Origin of the sequence: Microlunatus antarcticus (assembly GCF_014193425.1) — a bacterium.
Classification (GTDB): domain Bacteria; phylum Actinomycetota; class Actinomycetes; order Propionibacteriales; family Propionibacteriaceae; genus Microlunatus; species Microlunatus antarcticus.
On sequence record NZ_JACHZG010000001.1, the window covers coordinates 3,504,308 to 3,519,073 of the forward strand.

15 protein-coding genes are annotated in these 14,766 nt (G+C 72.7%); 5 read left to right on the forward strand and 10 right to left on the reverse strand.

The window, feature by feature from the left end; translation table 11 throughout:
• Nucleotides 1–44 precede the first annotated feature (44 nt).
• Together FHX39_RS16420 and FHX39_RS16425 are read left to right on the forward strand one after the other, a co-directional pair.
• Entirely contained in the window at nucleotides 45–1,055 is a 1,011-nt protein-coding gene (locus FHX39_RS16420; protein WP_183340173.1) for a LacI family DNA-binding transcriptional regulator, read from the forward strand.
• 29 nt (nucleotides 1,056–1,084) lie between these two features.
• A complete protein-coding gene (locus FHX39_RS16425; RefSeq protein ID WP_183340175.1) occupies nucleotides 1,085–1,735 on the forward strand; it encodes a hypothetical protein in 651 nt (216 codons plus the stop codon).
• A gap of 117 nt (nucleotides 1,736–1,852) precedes the next feature.
• Here the strand turns inward: FHX39_RS16425 and FHX39_RS16430 are convergent, their stop codons facing one another.
• The 3 genes from FHX39_RS16430 to FHX39_RS16440 form a co-directional block, all read right to left on the reverse strand.
• Nucleotides 1,853–3,247, reverse strand: coding sequence for an ABC transporter substrate-binding protein (locus FHX39_RS16430; protein WP_183340177.1), 1,395 nt, complete (start codon nucleotides 3,245–3,247; stop codon nucleotides 1,853–1,855).
• 143 nt (nucleotides 3,248–3,390) lie between these two features.
• Nucleotides 3,391–4,332: a carbohydrate ABC transporter permease gene (locus FHX39_RS16435; RefSeq protein WP_183340179.1), complete on the reverse strand. Its 942-nt coding sequence runs from the start codon at nucleotides 4,330–4,332 to the stop codon at nucleotides 3,391–3,393.
• Nucleotides 4,333–4,344: 12 nt separating this feature from the next.
• Nucleotides 4,345–5,292: a carbohydrate ABC transporter permease gene (locus FHX39_RS16440; RefSeq protein ID WP_332836879.1), complete on the reverse strand. Its 948-nt coding sequence runs from the start codon at nucleotides 5,290–5,292 to the stop codon at nucleotides 4,345–4,347.
• 402 nt (nucleotides 5,293–5,694) lie between these two features.
• Between FHX39_RS16440 and FHX39_RS16445 the strand changes: the two genes are divergently transcribed.
• From FHX39_RS16445 to FHX39_RS16455, 3 genes are all read left to right on the forward strand, one after another.
• Nucleotides 5,695–6,720, forward strand: a complete 1,026-nt coding sequence (locus tag FHX39_RS16445) for a LacI family DNA-binding transcriptional regulator (RefSeq protein ID WP_183340181.1) — start codon at nucleotides 5,695–5,697, stop codon at nucleotides 6,718–6,720.
• A 68-nt stretch (nucleotides 6,721–6,788) separates the two neighbouring features.
• Nucleotides 6,789–9,047: an alpha-galactosidase gene (locus tag FHX39_RS16450; protein WP_183340183.1), complete on the forward strand. Its 2,259-nt coding sequence runs from the start codon at nucleotides 6,789–6,791 to the stop codon at nucleotides 9,045–9,047.
• A 46-nt stretch (nucleotides 9,048–9,093) separates the two neighbouring features.
• Nucleotides 9,094–9,453 carry an HIT domain-containing protein gene (locus FHX39_RS16455; RefSeq protein WP_183340185.1) on the forward strand — a complete coding sequence of 120 codons (360 nt, stop codon included), beginning with the start codon at nucleotides 9,094–9,096 and terminating at the stop codon, nucleotides 9,451–9,453.
• A gap of 39 nt (nucleotides 9,454–9,492) precedes the next feature.
• On the opposite strand, the gene FHX39_RS16460 is transcribed toward FHX39_RS16455, so the two are convergent.
• From FHX39_RS16460 to FHX39_RS16485, 7 genes are all read right to left on the reverse strand, one after another.
• Nucleotides 9,493–10,203: an HAD family hydrolase gene (locus tag FHX39_RS16460; protein WP_332836880.1), complete on the reverse strand. Its 711-nt coding sequence runs from the start codon at nucleotides 10,201–10,203 to the stop codon at nucleotides 9,493–9,495.
• 29 nt (nucleotides 10,204–10,232) lie between these two features.
• The gene (locus FHX39_RS16465; protein WP_183340187.1) at nucleotides 10,233–10,883 is read right to left on the reverse strand and encodes an urease accessory protein UreD; all 651 of its coding nucleotides are present in this window, start codon (nucleotides 10,881–10,883) and stop codon (nucleotides 10,233–10,235) included.
• 85 nt (nucleotides 10,884–10,968) lie between these two features.
• Complete coding sequence (gene ureG, locus FHX39_RS16470) at nucleotides 10,969–11,694, reverse strand: urease accessory protein UreG (RefSeq protein ID WP_183340189.1); 726 nt, start codon at nucleotides 11,692–11,694, stop codon at nucleotides 10,969–10,971.
• Nucleotides 11,687–12,376: an urease accessory protein UreF gene (locus tag FHX39_RS16475; protein ID WP_183340191.1), complete on the reverse strand. Its 690-nt coding sequence runs from the start codon at nucleotides 12,374–12,376 to the stop codon at nucleotides 11,687–11,689. Before FHX39_RS16475 ends, ureG begins: the two co-directional genes overlap by 8 nt.
• Before the next feature lie 17 nt (nucleotides 12,377–12,393).
• A complete protein-coding gene (locus FHX39_RS16480; RefSeq protein ID WP_332836881.1) occupies nucleotides 12,394–14,094 on the reverse strand; it encodes an urease subunit alpha in 1,701 nt (566 codons plus the stop codon).
• Nucleotides 14,095–14,097: 3 nt separating this feature from the next.
• Nucleotides 14,098–14,442 (reverse strand): urease subunit beta, encoded by a 345-nt coding sequence (gene ureB, locus FHX39_RS20745; RefSeq protein WP_198423442.1) that lies wholly within the window; start codon nucleotides 14,440–14,442, stop codon nucleotides 14,098–14,100.
• An 11-nt stretch (nucleotides 14,443–14,453) separates the two neighbouring features.
• Nucleotides 14,454–14,756: an urease subunit gamma gene (locus FHX39_RS16485; RefSeq protein WP_183340193.1), complete on the reverse strand. Its 303-nt coding sequence runs from the start codon at nucleotides 14,754–14,756 to the stop codon at nucleotides 14,454–14,456.
• Nucleotides 14,757–14,766 lie beyond the last annotated feature (10 nt).

A 14,766-nucleotide genomic window follows, 5' to 3' on the forward strand; every position in this document is an offset into this window, starting at 1 on the left:
GAGCCCGAGCGGGCGATGAGGCGGAGACCCATGCGGAGCGGACGGTGAGCACGTCTCGGCGCGCCGTGACACGGGACGACGTCGCCCGTCAGGCCGGGGTCAGCACCGCCGTCGTCAGCTACGTCGTGAACAACGGGCCCAAGCCCGTCGCCCCCCAGACGGCGGCCCGCGTGCGGGACGCGATCGAGCTCCTCGACTACCGTCCCAACCCGAGCGCCCGGGCCCTGCGCAAGGGTCGGACCGACATCATCGGGCTGGTCCTCGCCGACGCCGACAACCCGTACTACACCGAGTACGCCTCCGCGATCGGCGCCGAGGCGTACGAGCGGGGCCGGGCGCTCATGATCGCCACCGCCCGGGACGACCTCGAGTCGGAGACCCGCCTGGTCGAGGACCTGCTCGGCCGCCAGGTCGACGGCATCATCGCCGCGAGCGTCTCCCACCGGCCGGACGAGACGTTCCGCCGTTCCTTCCGGCTGCCGCCGGTGGTGCTGCTCGACACGTCGGCCCCGATCCCCGGCTTCGCGAGCGTGGGGCTGGACGGCGCCCAAGGGGCGCGCCTCGCGGTCGAGCACCTCGCCGGCGTGCACGGCCACCGCCGCATCGGCATCGCCCTCGGCGACGCGGCCCACGACCTGGAGGACCCGCGCGAGATCGGGTGGCGCGAGGCGCTGCGGGCGGCCGGGCTGCCCGAGGGACCGGTGACGCGCGTGCCGTGGACCCGGGACGGCGGCTACGAGGCCGGCCGGCTGCTCCTCGACTCCCCGGACCCCCCGACCGCCGTGTTCGCCTGCAGCGACCTGCTCGCCGTCGGCCTGCTCCGCGCGGGGCACGAACGCGGGCTGGCGCTGCCCGGCGACCTGGCCGTGGTCAGCTTCGACGGCACCAAGGAGGCCGAGTACTCCTGGCCGCCGCTGACCGTCGTGGCCCAGCCCATCGCCGCGATGGCGCGCGAGGCCGTGTCCCTCGCCCTCGACCCGACCCGACCGACCCCGCACCAGCAGTTCCAGGGGACGTTGGTCGTCCGGCGCTCCTGCGGCTGCCCGGGCGGATGAGGCCGGCGACGCGGCGTTCGACCCGATCGGTGGTCGCCGCGGCCCTGGTCGTGTCGCTGGTGCTCCTGGGGGCGGAGGTCGGCGCGGCGCTCGGCGTCCGTGCGGCGCTCGACCGGCGGGCCTTCGTGAGCGACCTCCGGCTCGACGCCGCGCTGGAGACCTTTCGTCCGGTGGACCGCTCGGGCCTGGCCTCGCCGGCCGACCCGGCGGGCTTCGGTCCCGACCGCAGCCCGCGGACGGACCCGGCGGCCTGCGCCCCGCTGACGGTCCTGACCTCGACCCCGCCGCTCGACGGACGTTCCTGGACGGGGATCAACGGCCGCCCCGCCCAGCCGGTGACGCTCCTCGTCGTGCGCTTCGCCGACGCGGACGCCGCCCGGGCCGAGCTCGACCGCAAGCGGGTGGCGATGCTCCGGTGCACGCGCGTGGCGGTCACCTTTCCCCCGTACGACCGGCCGCCGACCGCGTACGAGGTGACCGGGCGGCACTGGCTCTCCAGCGCCGCGGGGTCCGTCGTCCGGTGGAGCCTGGTCGACGGCGACCGGCGCTTCGACTTCTACGTGCAGCGCTACGCCAACACGCTGACGTGGACCTACGCCGACGACGTCAGCACCCCCCCGGTCCGCGAGCAGGTCGCCCGCAGCCTCGTCGTCCGGCTCCGCGACCTCGAGCACCAGTAGGACATCGAGCCCGACCAGCAGCAGCGGAGCGACGACCAGGACGAAAGAGGGGCGCCGCCGGACAGACCGGCGACGCCCCTCGGACGGTGATCGGCGCGCTGCGCGCCGGTCAGGTGACTACTGGAACAGCTGGTTGATCTGCGTGTTCGCCTCGGTCAGCGAGGAGACGTCCGCCTTGCCGGACAGGACGTTGTCCATCGCCGGCTGCAGGATGCCCTTGATCTCCGACGCGTGGTCGGTGATCGGGAACAGGAAGGTCGTCTTGTCCGTCACCTGGGTGGTGAAGGCCTTGACGTCGATGCCCTTGGCCTCGAAGGCGGCCTGGGCCTTCTCCGTGGCGGCGGGGATGGCCGGGAAGACGACCGACTTCTCCCCGACGATGTTCTGGCAGTCGGGCGAGCCGAGGAACTCGACCCACTTGGCGGCACCCGGCTTGTTCTTCGCGCCCACCCAGATCGAGTCGGCGAGGCCGTTGTACATGCTGGAGCGCTTGCCGCTCGGCCCGACGGGCGTCGGCGCGAGCCCGACGCTGAGGTCCTTGCTCCCGGCGAGGGCGTTGGTGTTCCACGAGCCGTTCGTCACCGTGGCGTACTTGCCGGCGGTGAAGATCGAGGTCTCGTCCTGGCCGGTGACCTCGGCGACGCTGGGCATGTAGCCCTTGTCGATCAGGCTCTTGTACCAGCTGATCGTCTGCTGGAACTGCGGCTGGTCGTAGTTGTAGTGCGTGCCCCAGGGGTTCTTGTCGGTGTACTGCCACGCCGGCGCCGTCGAGCCGGTGTACATGCTCCACTGGGTCTGGCCGCCGTTGTCGCCGCCGGAACCGCCGTCGAGGCCCAGGCCGTAGACCTTGATCTTGCTCTTGTCGAAGCCGGCCTCGTCGCCGCGCCGACCGCTCGTGTCCTGGGTGAGGTGCGCGATCAGCTTCTCGTACGAGCCGCCGTCGGTCGGGTTCCAGGACAGGTCCTGCAGGTCCGCGTCGGAGTACCCGGCCGCCTTGGTCAGCGTCTTGTTGTAGAACACCGCGACGGTGTCGAAGTCCTTGGGCAGGCCGTAGCGCTTGCCGTCCTGGCCGACCCACAGGTCGGCGAGACCCGGCTGGTACTGGTTCGTGTTGAAGCCGTCCTTGGCCAGCGTGGCGTCGAGCGGGACCAGCTGGTCCTGGGCGACGAACTCGCCGTACTTGGACAGGTGGTCGGTGAAGACGTCCGGCGCGTCACCGGCGACGAAGCCGTTGGTGAGCTTGCTCCAGTAGTCGTCCCAGGCGTACTGGCTGATCTTGACCGTGACGTTCGGGTTCGCCGTGTGGAAGGCGTCCGCGCAGGCCTGGTACGCCGGGAGCTGGCTGGCGTCCCAGAGCCAGTAGTTGACCTCGCCGGTCGCCGAGGTCGTGTCGATCGCGTCGCCGTCCGTGCCACCGCCGCCGCCGCTGTCGGAGCCGCCGCCGCCGCAGGCGGTGAGGGTCAGGCTCAGGGCCGCGAGGCCGACCAGGGCGGCCCCGAGCTTCTTGTGCATTCTTGCCATCGTTGGCAGTTCCTTTCGGGTGGCACCGCCCCGGGCTGGCGCAGTGCGTTGGGTCGTGCGGGTGGTGCTGGTCGTGCGGACGGCCGTGAGGCAGGGGCCTGCCCCGTCGACGGGCCCCCGGAGGGGTCCTGGGCCTACTTGGATCCCGAGAAGCCGATCGAGTTGACGATCCGCTTCGCGAAGAACATGAAGACGATCAGCAGCGGGAGCGCCGCGATCAGGACGGCCGCCATGAGGCCGGCCCAGTCGGGCCCGGTCTGCGGGGTCTGCGAGCGGAAGACGCCCAGGGCGACGTTCAGCACGCGGGTGCTGTCGTTCGTCCCGACCAGCAGGGGCCAGAGGTACTCGTTCCACATGTTGATGAGCGTGAGGATCGCCAGGGTGGTGATCGGCGCCCAGCTCATCGGCAGGATGATCCGGAAGAAGACCATCCAGAGCCCGGCGCCGTCGAGCTTCGCCGCCTCCTCGACCTCACGGTTGATGCCGAGGAAGAACTGCCGCAGGAAGAAGACGGCGAACGGCGTCATGAAGAAGTACGGCGCGATCAGCCCCGGGAACGTGCCCAGCAGGCCCAGGTTCTTGATCAGGATGAAGTTGGGCAGCGCGGTGAAGATCGGCGGCACCATCAGCGCGGTCAGGAACGCGAAGAACACGATGTCGCGGCCCGGCCACCGCAGCCGCGCGAAGGCGTACGCGGCCAGCGCGCTGAAGAACACCTGGCCCGCTGTCGCGACCACGGCGAAGATCGTCGAGTTCCGCAGGTAGAGGAAGAAGTCGACCGACGCGCCCGACCCGCCCTCGGCCTGCGCCTCGGCGGTCGTCGCGAGCCCGAGCACCCGCTTGTACGCGCCGAGGGTGAAGTCGACGGGCCCGAGCTTCCCCGGCTCGAGGAACAGCGCCTTCGACGTCGAGAACGAGGTGCGCAGCATCCAGTAGAACGGGAACAGCGTGATCAGGATGATGATGATCATGGCGGCCCAGGCGGCGACGCGGCCCGCGTTGAGCGGCTTGCGGCCGCGGGTCCCGCTCGCGGTCTGCTCGGGCGCGATGGATGTGGGGGCGATGGTGGTGGCCATGTCCGTCCCTTCTCAGGCCAGGTCGGACTCGCCCGCACGGAGCAGGCGTAGCTGGACGAGGGCGACGATGGCGAGGATGACGAACAGCACGAACGAGATGGCGCTCGCGTAGCCGAACTGGCCCTCGGTGAAGCCCTTCTGGACGATGTAGTACTGGATCACCCGGCTCGCGTTGCCGGGGCCGCCCCGGGTCGTCACGTTCACGGTGTCGAAGATCTGGAACGAGCCGGTCACCGTGATCACCAGGACCAGGGCGAGGATCGGGCGCAGCAGGGGCAGCGTGATCCGCCAGAACGAGCGCCACTCGGTGCTGCCGTCGACGGCGGCGGCCTCGTACACGTAGTCGGGGATCGTCTGCAGGCCGGCGAAGATCAGCAGTGCCGTGTAGCCCATGTGGCGCCACACGTTGACCGCGGCGATGGTCGGGATCGCCGTCGCGTCGCCGCCGAAGAAGGTGATCCGGTCCAGCCCGATGTTCGCCAGGATCTCGTTGACGATGCCGACCTGGAAGTCGAGCATGAGGAACCAGACGAGCGCCGCGATCACGTTCGAGATCAGGAACGGCAGCAGGATGACCGCCCGGACGGCGGTGTTCTTGGTCAGGCGCTGCATCAGGACGCCGATCCCGACGGCGAGGATCGTCTGGAAGAGGATGTTGAGGGCGACGTACTCGAGCGTCACCTTCATCGCGTTCCAGAACAGCGCGTCGCCGAACAGCCGGGTGTAGTTGTCGATCCCGATGAAGCGCGGTCGACCCAGGATGTTGTAGCGCGTCAGGCTGAAGTAGATGCCGCGGATCGTCGGGTAGAGGTAGAAGACCAGGAAGCCGAAGAGCGCCGGGGCGATGAAGACCAGCGCCATCGACAGGTCGGACTTGCCGGGCGGCCGGTTGGTGCCCTTGCCGACGGGCGGCGTCGCCGCGCCCGTGGCGCTGTCGACCGGTGCGGTGGCCGTGCTCACTCCGGCCCTCCGGCGGCGGCGTCGGGCCAGACCCGTCGGGCTGGCGCCCTCGTGCACGACATCATCGTCATCCCTCCGAACCTCGGACCGGCGTACGCCGCACCGTCCGAGATCGGAGCGGCGGCGCCTCGATGCGCAGGAAGTTACAGCAGTAGATCGGGCGCTGGCAAGACCCCCGAGCCGCCGTGTCGGAACTGAGACCTGCCGGGCTCTCGCTCATGCTGGTCACAGAAGTAGCCGTTGGAGCGATCCATTCCGGCCATCGAAGGGCACTTTCCGCTCGTCTGCGCCGTCCGTCGCCCGGCCGGCTGCCCGACTCGCTCGACCCAGGCTCTTCCCAGAGGCGGTCTACCGCAGTAGATTGACCGCTCCCACTGGCGACGAGGCGGAGGAGGTCCGGGCGTGACCGTGCCCGTACGACCCCTCGCCCACGGCCGGGCCGCGACCCGCGCCGACGTCGCCCGGTACGCCGGCGTCAGCACCGCGGTCGTCAGCTACGTGGTCAACGAGGGCCCGCGTCGGGTGTCCCCCGGCACCGCGGCCCGGGTGCGCGCGGCGGTGCAGGCCCTCGACTACTCCCCCAACGTCGCCGCCCGGACGCTGCGCCTGGGCTCGAGCGAGATGCTCGGGCTGGTCGTCCCGGACATCACGAACCCGTTCTTCGCCGAGCTCGCCCAGGCCGTCGAGGGTGCGGCCGCCGAGCGCGGCTTCCTCGTGACGCTGGGCAGCTCCGGCTCCCGGGTCGACCTCGAGCGCGAGCTCGTCACCGACCTCGCCGGGCGCAACGTGGACGGGCTCCTCGTCTCGACGGTCCTGATGCCGGAGGCCCTGGCGGCGCTGCCCGCACCGAGGCGCCCCACCGTGCTGATCAACGTCTCCACCCCGTTCGCCGGCTACGCGGCCGTGGGCTCCGACTCCCGCCGGGGGGCGTACGACCTGGTCGAGCACCTGCTCGGCACGCACGGCCACACGAGCGTCGCCCTGGTCATCGGCGAGTCCACCGAACGGCTGCCCGAGCCGCGGGAGCGCGGCTTCGCCGACGCGTTCGCGGCGCACGGGCTGCCGCCGGGGCCGGTGGTGCGCACCGACTTCAGCCGGACCGGCGGCTACGAGGCGACCCGGCAGGTCCTGGCCTGGCGGCACCGGCCCGACGCGATCTTCCTGTCGTCGGACCAGCAGGCCTCCGGGGCTTACCGCGCCGTCCGTGAGGCGGGGCTCGAGTGCCCCGACGACATCGCGCTGGTGGCCTACGACGGCACGACGCAGTCGGAGTTCACCTGGCCTCCCCTGACGTCCTCGCGCCAGCAGATCGACCTCATGGCCCGGACCGCGCTCTCGGCCGTGCTCGACCCCGCCAACGCGCCCGCCCACCAGCACCTCCCCACCGAGCTCGTGGTCCGTCGCTCCTGCGGCTGCTCCCTCCCCTGATCCCGACCGTCCCCACCTGCCCTCACCCTGCCCTCGCCCTGCCCGACCGCCTGATTGGACGTGCCCCCGTGCCCGCGACCCCCTCCGCCCTCCCGACCTGCGTCGCGCTGAGCGCCGCCGGCGTCAGCCTCGTGCTCGACCTCGGCGGGGCCGGGCTGCCGCGCGTCCTGCACTGGGGTGCGGCGCTGCCGACGCTGACCGACGAGGACGCCGTCGCGCTGGCCGAGGCCTCGGCGGCGGTCGTCGCGCCGAGCTCCATCGACGACCCCGTCTCGGTCGCCCTGCTGCCGGAGCACTGGACCGGCTGGACCGGGCGCCCCGGGCTGAGCGGGTCGCGCGCCGGCGCCGGCTGGTCCCCGAAGTTCACCGTCGCCTCGCTCGCGCTCGACGGGGCCGACGTCGCCCTCGGGTCGGGCGTGACGAACGCGGGCGCCGCCACGCTCGTCGTCCGGGCGGACGACCAGGAGGCCGGACTGGCCCTCGAGCTGACCGTGCAGCTGACCCCGGAGGGGCTCGTCCGGCTCCGCGCCCGGCTGACCAACACCGCGGCCGACGCGTACGGGCTGCAGGACCTCGTCCTCGCGCTGCCGGTGCCCGCGGTGGCGCGCGAGGTCCTCGACCTGGCTGGCCGCTGGGGCAAGGAGCGCACCCCGCAGCGCGGGCGCCTCGACGTCGGCACCCACCTGCGCGAGGGGCGTCGCGGTCGGACCGGTCCGGACGCGGCCACGCTGCTGCACGTCGGGACGCCCGGCTTCGACTTCGCCACCGGCGAGGTCTGGGCCGTCCACACCGCCTGGAGCGGCAACCACACCCACTACGCCGAGCGGCTGTCCAGCGGCGAGCAGGTCATCGGCGGCGGCGAGCTGCTGCTGCCGGGCGAGGTCGTGCTCGGACCGGACGCGTCGTACGAGACGCCCTGGGTCTACGCCGCGTACGGGACCGGGCTCGACGAGGTCGCGCGTCGGTTCCACCGCTTCCTGCGGGCCCGGCCGAACCACCCCGGCCCGGACCGGCCCGTGACGATCAACGTCTGGGAGGCCGTCTACTTCGACCACGCCAACCACGAGAAGCTCCTCGAGCTCGCCCGCCTGGCCGCCGCGGCGGGCGTCGAGCGCTACGTCCTCGACGACGGCTGGTTCGGCGGCCGGCGCGACGACAGCGCCGGGCTCGGCGACTGGACCGTCTCCCCCGACGTCTGGCCCGAGGGACTGCACCCGCTCGTCGACGCGGTCACCGGGCTGGGGATGCAGTTCGGGCTGTGGTTCGAGCCCGAGATGGTCAACGAGGACTCCGACGTCGCCCGGGCGCACCCCGAGTGGATCATGGCCACGGGCGGCCGGATCCCGGTCGAGGCCCGCCAGCAGCAGGTGATCAACCTCGGCATCCCCGAGTGCTACGCCTACATCCGCGACCAGATCTTCGCGATCCTGGCCGAGTACGACATCTCCTACATCAAGTGGGACCACAACCGCGACCTCGTGGACGCGGGCACCTCGCCGACCGGGCAGCCCGGCGTGCACGCGCAGACGCTCGCCTTCTACCGCCTCGTCGACGAGATCAAGGCCGCGCACCCCGGGCTGGAGATCGAGTCGTGCTCCTCGGGCGGCTCGCGCGTCGACCTCGGCGTGCTGGAGCGCACCGACCGCGTCTGGGTCTCGGACTGCATCGACCCGCTGGAGCGCCAGCAGATGCACCGCTGGACCACGCAGCTGATCCCGCCGGAGCTCATGGGGGCGCACATCGCCTCCGGCGCCTCGCACACGACGGGACGTCACCACGAGCTGCGCTTCCGTGCCGCGACGGCGATCTGGGGCCACCTCGGCGTGGAGTGGGACCTGACCAGCGCCACCGAGACCGAGCTGGCCGAGCTCGGTGCGTGGATCGCCTTCTACAAGGAGCACCGCGCGCTGCTGCTGCAGGGCGACCTCGTCCGGATCGACTTCCCCGACGACGCGCTGCTCGCCGGCGGGGTGGTGGCGCACGACCGGCGGAGCGCGATCTACTCGTTCGCCTCGGTGTCGCGCTCCGACGTCGCGATCCTGGGGCGGGTCCCGCTGCCCGGCCTCGACCCCGACCTGCGCTACCGGGTCACGCCCGCCCTGCTCGACCAGCCGCCCTCCGGGGTCGTCCCGCCGCCGTGGTGGCACGTCGACCGGGCCGGCACCAGCGACCACGCGACGTCCGACCACCTCGGCCCGCTCCGGCTCGTGCAGCAGGACCGCGGCCCCGTCGTGCTGACCGGCGCCGTGCTCGGCCGCAGCGGCCTGACCGTCGCCCCGACGAACCCGGAGCAGGTCGCCACCTACCTCGTGGAGGCCGTCGGCTGAGCGCTTGGCCAGCGGGTCCGGGGGTCGCACTCGCTAGGGTCGGCCCGTGACGGACCCGGCGTACGACGGCAACGACTTCTACTGCGACGTCGCCGTCCCGCGTACGCAGCACCTCGACGTCGTGCACGAGGACGACCGGGTCCTGGCCTTCCACCACACCCGGCCGTTCTGGGCCGTCCACGTCGTCGTCGTCCCGAAGCGCCACCTGGCCTCGTTCACGTCGGTCGCGGACGAGGACGAGCCGGACGTCCGCGCCCTGCTCGCCGTGGTGCAGCGGGTCGCCCGCGAGGTCGAGGTCACGCACGGCGAGGCGGGGGTGCTGACCAACCTCGGGCGCTTCCAGGACTCGAAGCACCTGCATGTCCACGTCTACGCCGGCGAACCGGTCCGCCGGACGGCGGGCTGAGGCCCGACACCTCGCGCCTGAGCCGTGCGGCGTCAGAGGTCAGGTCTCCAGCCGCGCGCTGAGCTCGGCGAGGGTCGTGATCCGGCCTGCCGGTGCTTCCTCCTCCCGCCGGTGCCGGTCGAGGTGGAGCGCCCGTAGTCCCGCCGCCCGCGCGGCGACCACGTCGAGGTCGTGGCGGTCGCCGACGTGCACCGTCTCGGCCGGAGCGACGGACAGCAGCCGGCAGGCGGCCCGATAGGTCTGCGGCGCGGGCTTGGCCACCCCGAGCTGCTCGGCCGTCACGACCCCGGCCACGCAGTCGCTCAGCCCGATCGCCGCCACCTTGGCGGTCTGCTGCGCGGTCGAGCCGTTCGTGAGGACGGCCAGGGCGATCCCGCGGTCGACCAGGTCGTCGACGGCGGGCCGGACGTCGTCGAAGGGGCGCCAGGCCCGCTCGTACTGCTCGAGGTAGCCGACGAAGACCAGGTCGAGCTCGGCGTCGGGGCCGACGGCCTGACCGACGAGCGGCAGGAAGTCGCGGAGGCGTCGTCTCCGTTGCTCGTCGAAGCTGATCAGACCGGACCGCCAGCTCTCGAAGTGCTCGTCCTCCAGGTCGAACCAGGCCTGCTCCAGGCCGGGGGCCGGCTCGACCCCGAGGCCGGGGAGCCACGCCGCCAGGGCTGCGGTCGTCGAACCCCGGTGGTCGAGCAGCGTGTCGTCGAGGTCGAAGACCACGGCCCGCACCGGTGCCAGGACGTCACGGGAAGCCACCCGGAGACGCTACGTGGCCGGGCTGCCGGTCAGCGGGCCGGGGACGGCGCCGCGTGGACCGCCGCGTCGGTGGCACCGACGTCCACGCGGTGCAGCGGCGAGTCGGCCAGGCTGCTGCCGAGCCAGCGGCTCAGGGTCCCGGCTCCGCCGACGAGGGCGTACGTCGTGGCCGCCGTCGGCTCGGGCCGCGCCGGCCCGAGCCACGCGACCGTGTCCAGGACGCGGTGGGCGCCGAGCATGCCCGGCGCGTCCCGCAGGCCGTCGGGGTCGAGGCGCTGGTCCTCGAGCAGGACGGGACGCCCGCCGACGCGCACCGCGGTGACGGAACGCAGGCGGCCGCCGCGCTGACCCGTACGACCGAGGACGACGGTGTCGCGCACCACCGCGGACGCGTCGGGGGCGAGGTCGACGTCGAGCGTGCGGGTCACGTCCGCGCCGTCACCGACGACGAAGGGTTCGCAGGCGTAGGTCAGCGCCGCCCCCGCGGCCAGCTCGAGCCGGACGTGCCAGGCGCTCGCCTCGCCCCGCCCGTGGTACGCCACGGTCCCGGCCACGTCGAACAGGTCGAGCCGCGCCCCGGGTCCGACCCGGACCTCGAGCTCGACGACGTCGCCGCCGAGGAGCAGCGCGGTCGTCGCCAGCAGGCCGATCCGGCAGCGGTCCGGGGCGGACCCGACCACCTGCGGCCGGAGGAGACCCTGCCGCAGCCGGACGACGTGCCGTCCGTCGACCCGGTCGACCGCGACCGTCGTGGTCGCCGCGGTCTCAGTGGGAATGGGCGTGCTCGTGGGTGTGCGTCTCCCCGGTCTCGGCATGGAAGTGCGGCGCCATGGGTCCCGGGTCCTGCGCGACGTGGTTCCCGGTGCGGAACTCGGCCAGCGTCGCCAGGACCCACGCCTTCACGCGCGCGACCGACGCCGGGTCCTGCCGGCTGAGGGGGAGGACCGTACGGCCCTCGCGCGCGTCCTCGGCGTCGGCGACCATCTGCTCGACGTCGACCCCGACGTACGGGGCGAGGTCGGTCTTGTTGACCACGAGCGCGTCGGCGCGGGCGATGCCGGGGCCGCCCTTGCGGGCCACGTCTCCCCCGCCGGCGACGTCGAGCACGAAGAACTGCGCGTCGACGAGCGCCGGGGAGAACGTCGCGGTGAGGTTGTCCCCGCCGGACTCCACGAGCACGACGTCGACCGGCGCGAAGTCACGCTCGAGGTCCTCGACGGCGAGCAGGTTCTGGCTGATGTCGTCCCGGATCGCCGTGTGCGGGCAGGCACCGGTCTCGACCGCGCGGATCCGCTCGGGGTCGAGCACGCCGGCCGAGCGCAGGAACCGCGCGTCCTCGTCGGTGTAGATGTCGTTCGTCACGACGGCCAGGCTGAGCTCGGTCCCGAGCTCGCGGCAGAGCAGCGCGATGAGCGAGCTCTTCCCGGTGCCGACCGGTCCGGCCACCCCGATCCGCAGGGCTCGGGTGGGGATGGTGCTGCTCTCAGGCACGGAACAACCGCCTCTCGCTCGTCTTGTGGTGCTGGCCCCATTCCTCGACGAGGGGGGCGCTGTGGGCCGGGATGTCGGTGGTGGTGCGGGCGTCGACGACGCGGCTCACGAGGGCCTCGACCGCGACGGCCGCGTCCGCCGCCCAGCGCACCCCGACGCTCGGGTCGAAGGGCTCGAGCTTGAGCGCGGCGGCGACGACGGTCTGGACGTCCTCGTACGCGACGAGGCGGGCGGTCTGCTCGGCGTCGAGCCCGGCCTCGGCGGCGACGACGCCGAGGACGACGGCCCGGCACCAGGGTCCGGCCGCGGTCGCGAACGGGGTCAGGTCCCACACGGCCGCCGCGGTCCGCAGGTAGCTGCGGCCCAGCAGGTCCGAGGCTTCGCGCAGCGCGTCCGACAGCGTCCGGACGCGCCAGGCCGCGTCGACCTCGGCCAGCGCCTCGACCACGGTCGACGCTCCGCAACCAGCGCGAACGACCCCGCTGGTCCAGACGTGCCCGGCCACCACGGCCGCGGCCGCCTCGACCTCGACGACGGTGGCGAGCCGCACCCGCAGGTACGCGGGCACCTCGTCCACGCGCATCCCGTGCCGCAGCGCCGGCTCGACCCCGGCCGACTGCGTGTGGGCACCCGTGGGCAGCCGGCCGTCGGCGAGCAGCAGGGACAGGTACGAGGCGGTCATGCGGCGGGTCCGACCGCTCAGAACATCGAGTAGAGCTGGGCCAGCGGCAGCACGCTCGCGGGCGCGGGGGTGATCAAGGAACCGTCGATCGTGATCGCGTGCGTCTCGGCGTCGACCACGATGTCCGGGAGCGCGTCGTTCATGATCATCTGCGCCTTGCCGACGTCGCGCGTCGGACGGCACGCGACCAGCTGGCGCTGGAGCCCCAGCTCGTCGGCCAGCCCGGCGTCGAGGGCGGCCGGGGCGACGTACGTCTGCGAGCGCGCGGCCCCGCTGCCCCAGTAGAGGGCGGGGCGCATGAGCACCGGCTGCGGCGTCGGGATGGAGGCGTTCGGGTCGCCGAGCGCGGCCACGACGATGCCGCCGCCCTTGATCACGACGCTCGGGCGGTGGCCGAAGAAGCGCGGGTCCCAGAGCACGAGGTCGGCGAGCTTGCCCACCTCGACCGACCCGATCTCGTGGTCGACGCCGTGGCTGATCGCGGGGTTGATCGTGTACTTCGCCACGTAGCGCCGGGCGCGGAAGTTGTCGGCCGGCAGGCCGCCGGACAGGTCGCCGCGCACGTGCTTCATCACGTGCGCGACCTGCCACGTCCGGGTGATCACCTCGCCGATGCGCCCCATCGCCTGTGCGTCCGACGAGGTGATCGAGATCGCGCCGAGGTCGTGCAGATGATCTTCGGCGGCGATCGTGGTCGCGCGGATCCGCGACTCGGCGAAGGCCAGGTCCTCGGGCACCGAGGGGTTGAGGTGGTGACAGACCATCAGCATGTCGAGGTGCTCGGCGACGGTGTTGACGGTGTGCGGGAGGGTCGGGTTCGTGGAGCCGGGCAGCACGTGCGGCAGCCCGGCGATGGTGATGATGTCCGGCGCGTGCCCGCCACCGGCGCCCTCGACGTGGAACGCGGAGATGCTGCGTCCCGCGATCGCGGCCACGGTGGACGCGACGAAGCCGGACTCGTTCAGCGAGTCGGAGTGCAACGCGACCTGCAGGCCCCACTCCTCCGCCCCCCGGAGCGCGGCGTCCACGGCGGCCGGGGTCGAGCCCCAGTCCTCGTGGACCTTGTAGCCGCCGGCCCCGGCCAGGGCCTGCTCCTCGAACGCGCCGGCCGAGACCGTGTTGCCCTTGCCCAGCAGCAGGAGGTTCACCGGGAACTCGTCCAGCGCCCGGTGGGTCTGCTTGAGGTGCCACGCCCCGGGCGTGACCGTGGTGGCCTTCGAACCCTCGGACGGCCCCGTGCCACCGCCGCCCAGCGTGGTGAGCCCGGCGGCCAGCGCCTCGTGGATCTGCGACGGCGACAGCAGGTGGACGTGGGCGTCGAACCCGCCGGCCGTGAGGATCTTGCCCTCGCCGGAGATCACGTCGGTGCCCGGGCCGATGATCAGCGCGGGGTCGACGCCGTCGGCGATGTCAGGGTTGCCGCTGCGCCCGATGCCGACGATCCGGCCGTCCCTGATCCCGACGTCGGCGCGGACGATGCCCCAGTGGTCGAGGATCACGACGTTGGTGACCACCGTGTCGAGCGCACCCTCCGCCGAGGTCGCGAGCGACTGGTTCCCCGACTCGCGGATCGACTTGCCGCCGCCGAAGACCGACTCCTCGCCGCCGACGGTCAGGTCCTGCTCGATCTCGATCCAGAGGTCGGTGTCGCCGAGGCGGATCTGGTCCCCCGCGGTCGGGCCAAAGATCGCGGCGTACGCGTCACGGCTGATGCGCACGTATCAGCCCTCCTGCTCGGTCGGGGCGGGCGTGCGGATCTGGAGGCCGGGCACGAGGCGACGCCCGCGCAGCGCGACGGTGGCGACCGTCCGGGAGGCGCCCGGCTCGAAGCGCACCGACGTGCCCGCCGCGATGTCGAGCCGGTGGCCCTGCGCCGCCGCGCGGTCGAACTCGAGCCCGACGTTCACGTCGGGCAGGTGGAAGTGCGACCCCACCTGGATCGGCCGGTCGGCCGTGTTGGTGAAGGTCAGCTCGCCGCGCTCCTCCGGGCCCCGGTCCGCGTTGAGCTCGATCTCGCCCGGGGCGATCCGGAAGGCCCCGGGTCCCGAGGTCGCGATGCCCGCCATGTCGTCTCCTTCTACTGGATCGGCGAGTGGAGGGTGACGAGCTTGCGGCCGTCCGGGAACGTCGCCTCGACCTGCACGTCGGTCATCATCTCGGCGACGCCGTCCATGACCTGGTCGCGCGTGAGGACCTCGCGGCCGGTGGTCATCAGCTCGTCGACGCGGGCGCCCTCGCGGGCCCGCTCGATCACCCACGTGCTCAGCAGGGCCACCGACTCGGGCCAGTTCAGCTTGACGCCGCGGGCCAGCCGGTCCCGGGCGACCATGCCGGCGACGGCCATCAGCAGCTTCTCGGTCTCCGAGGGCGCGAGGTTCATCGGGGTCCTC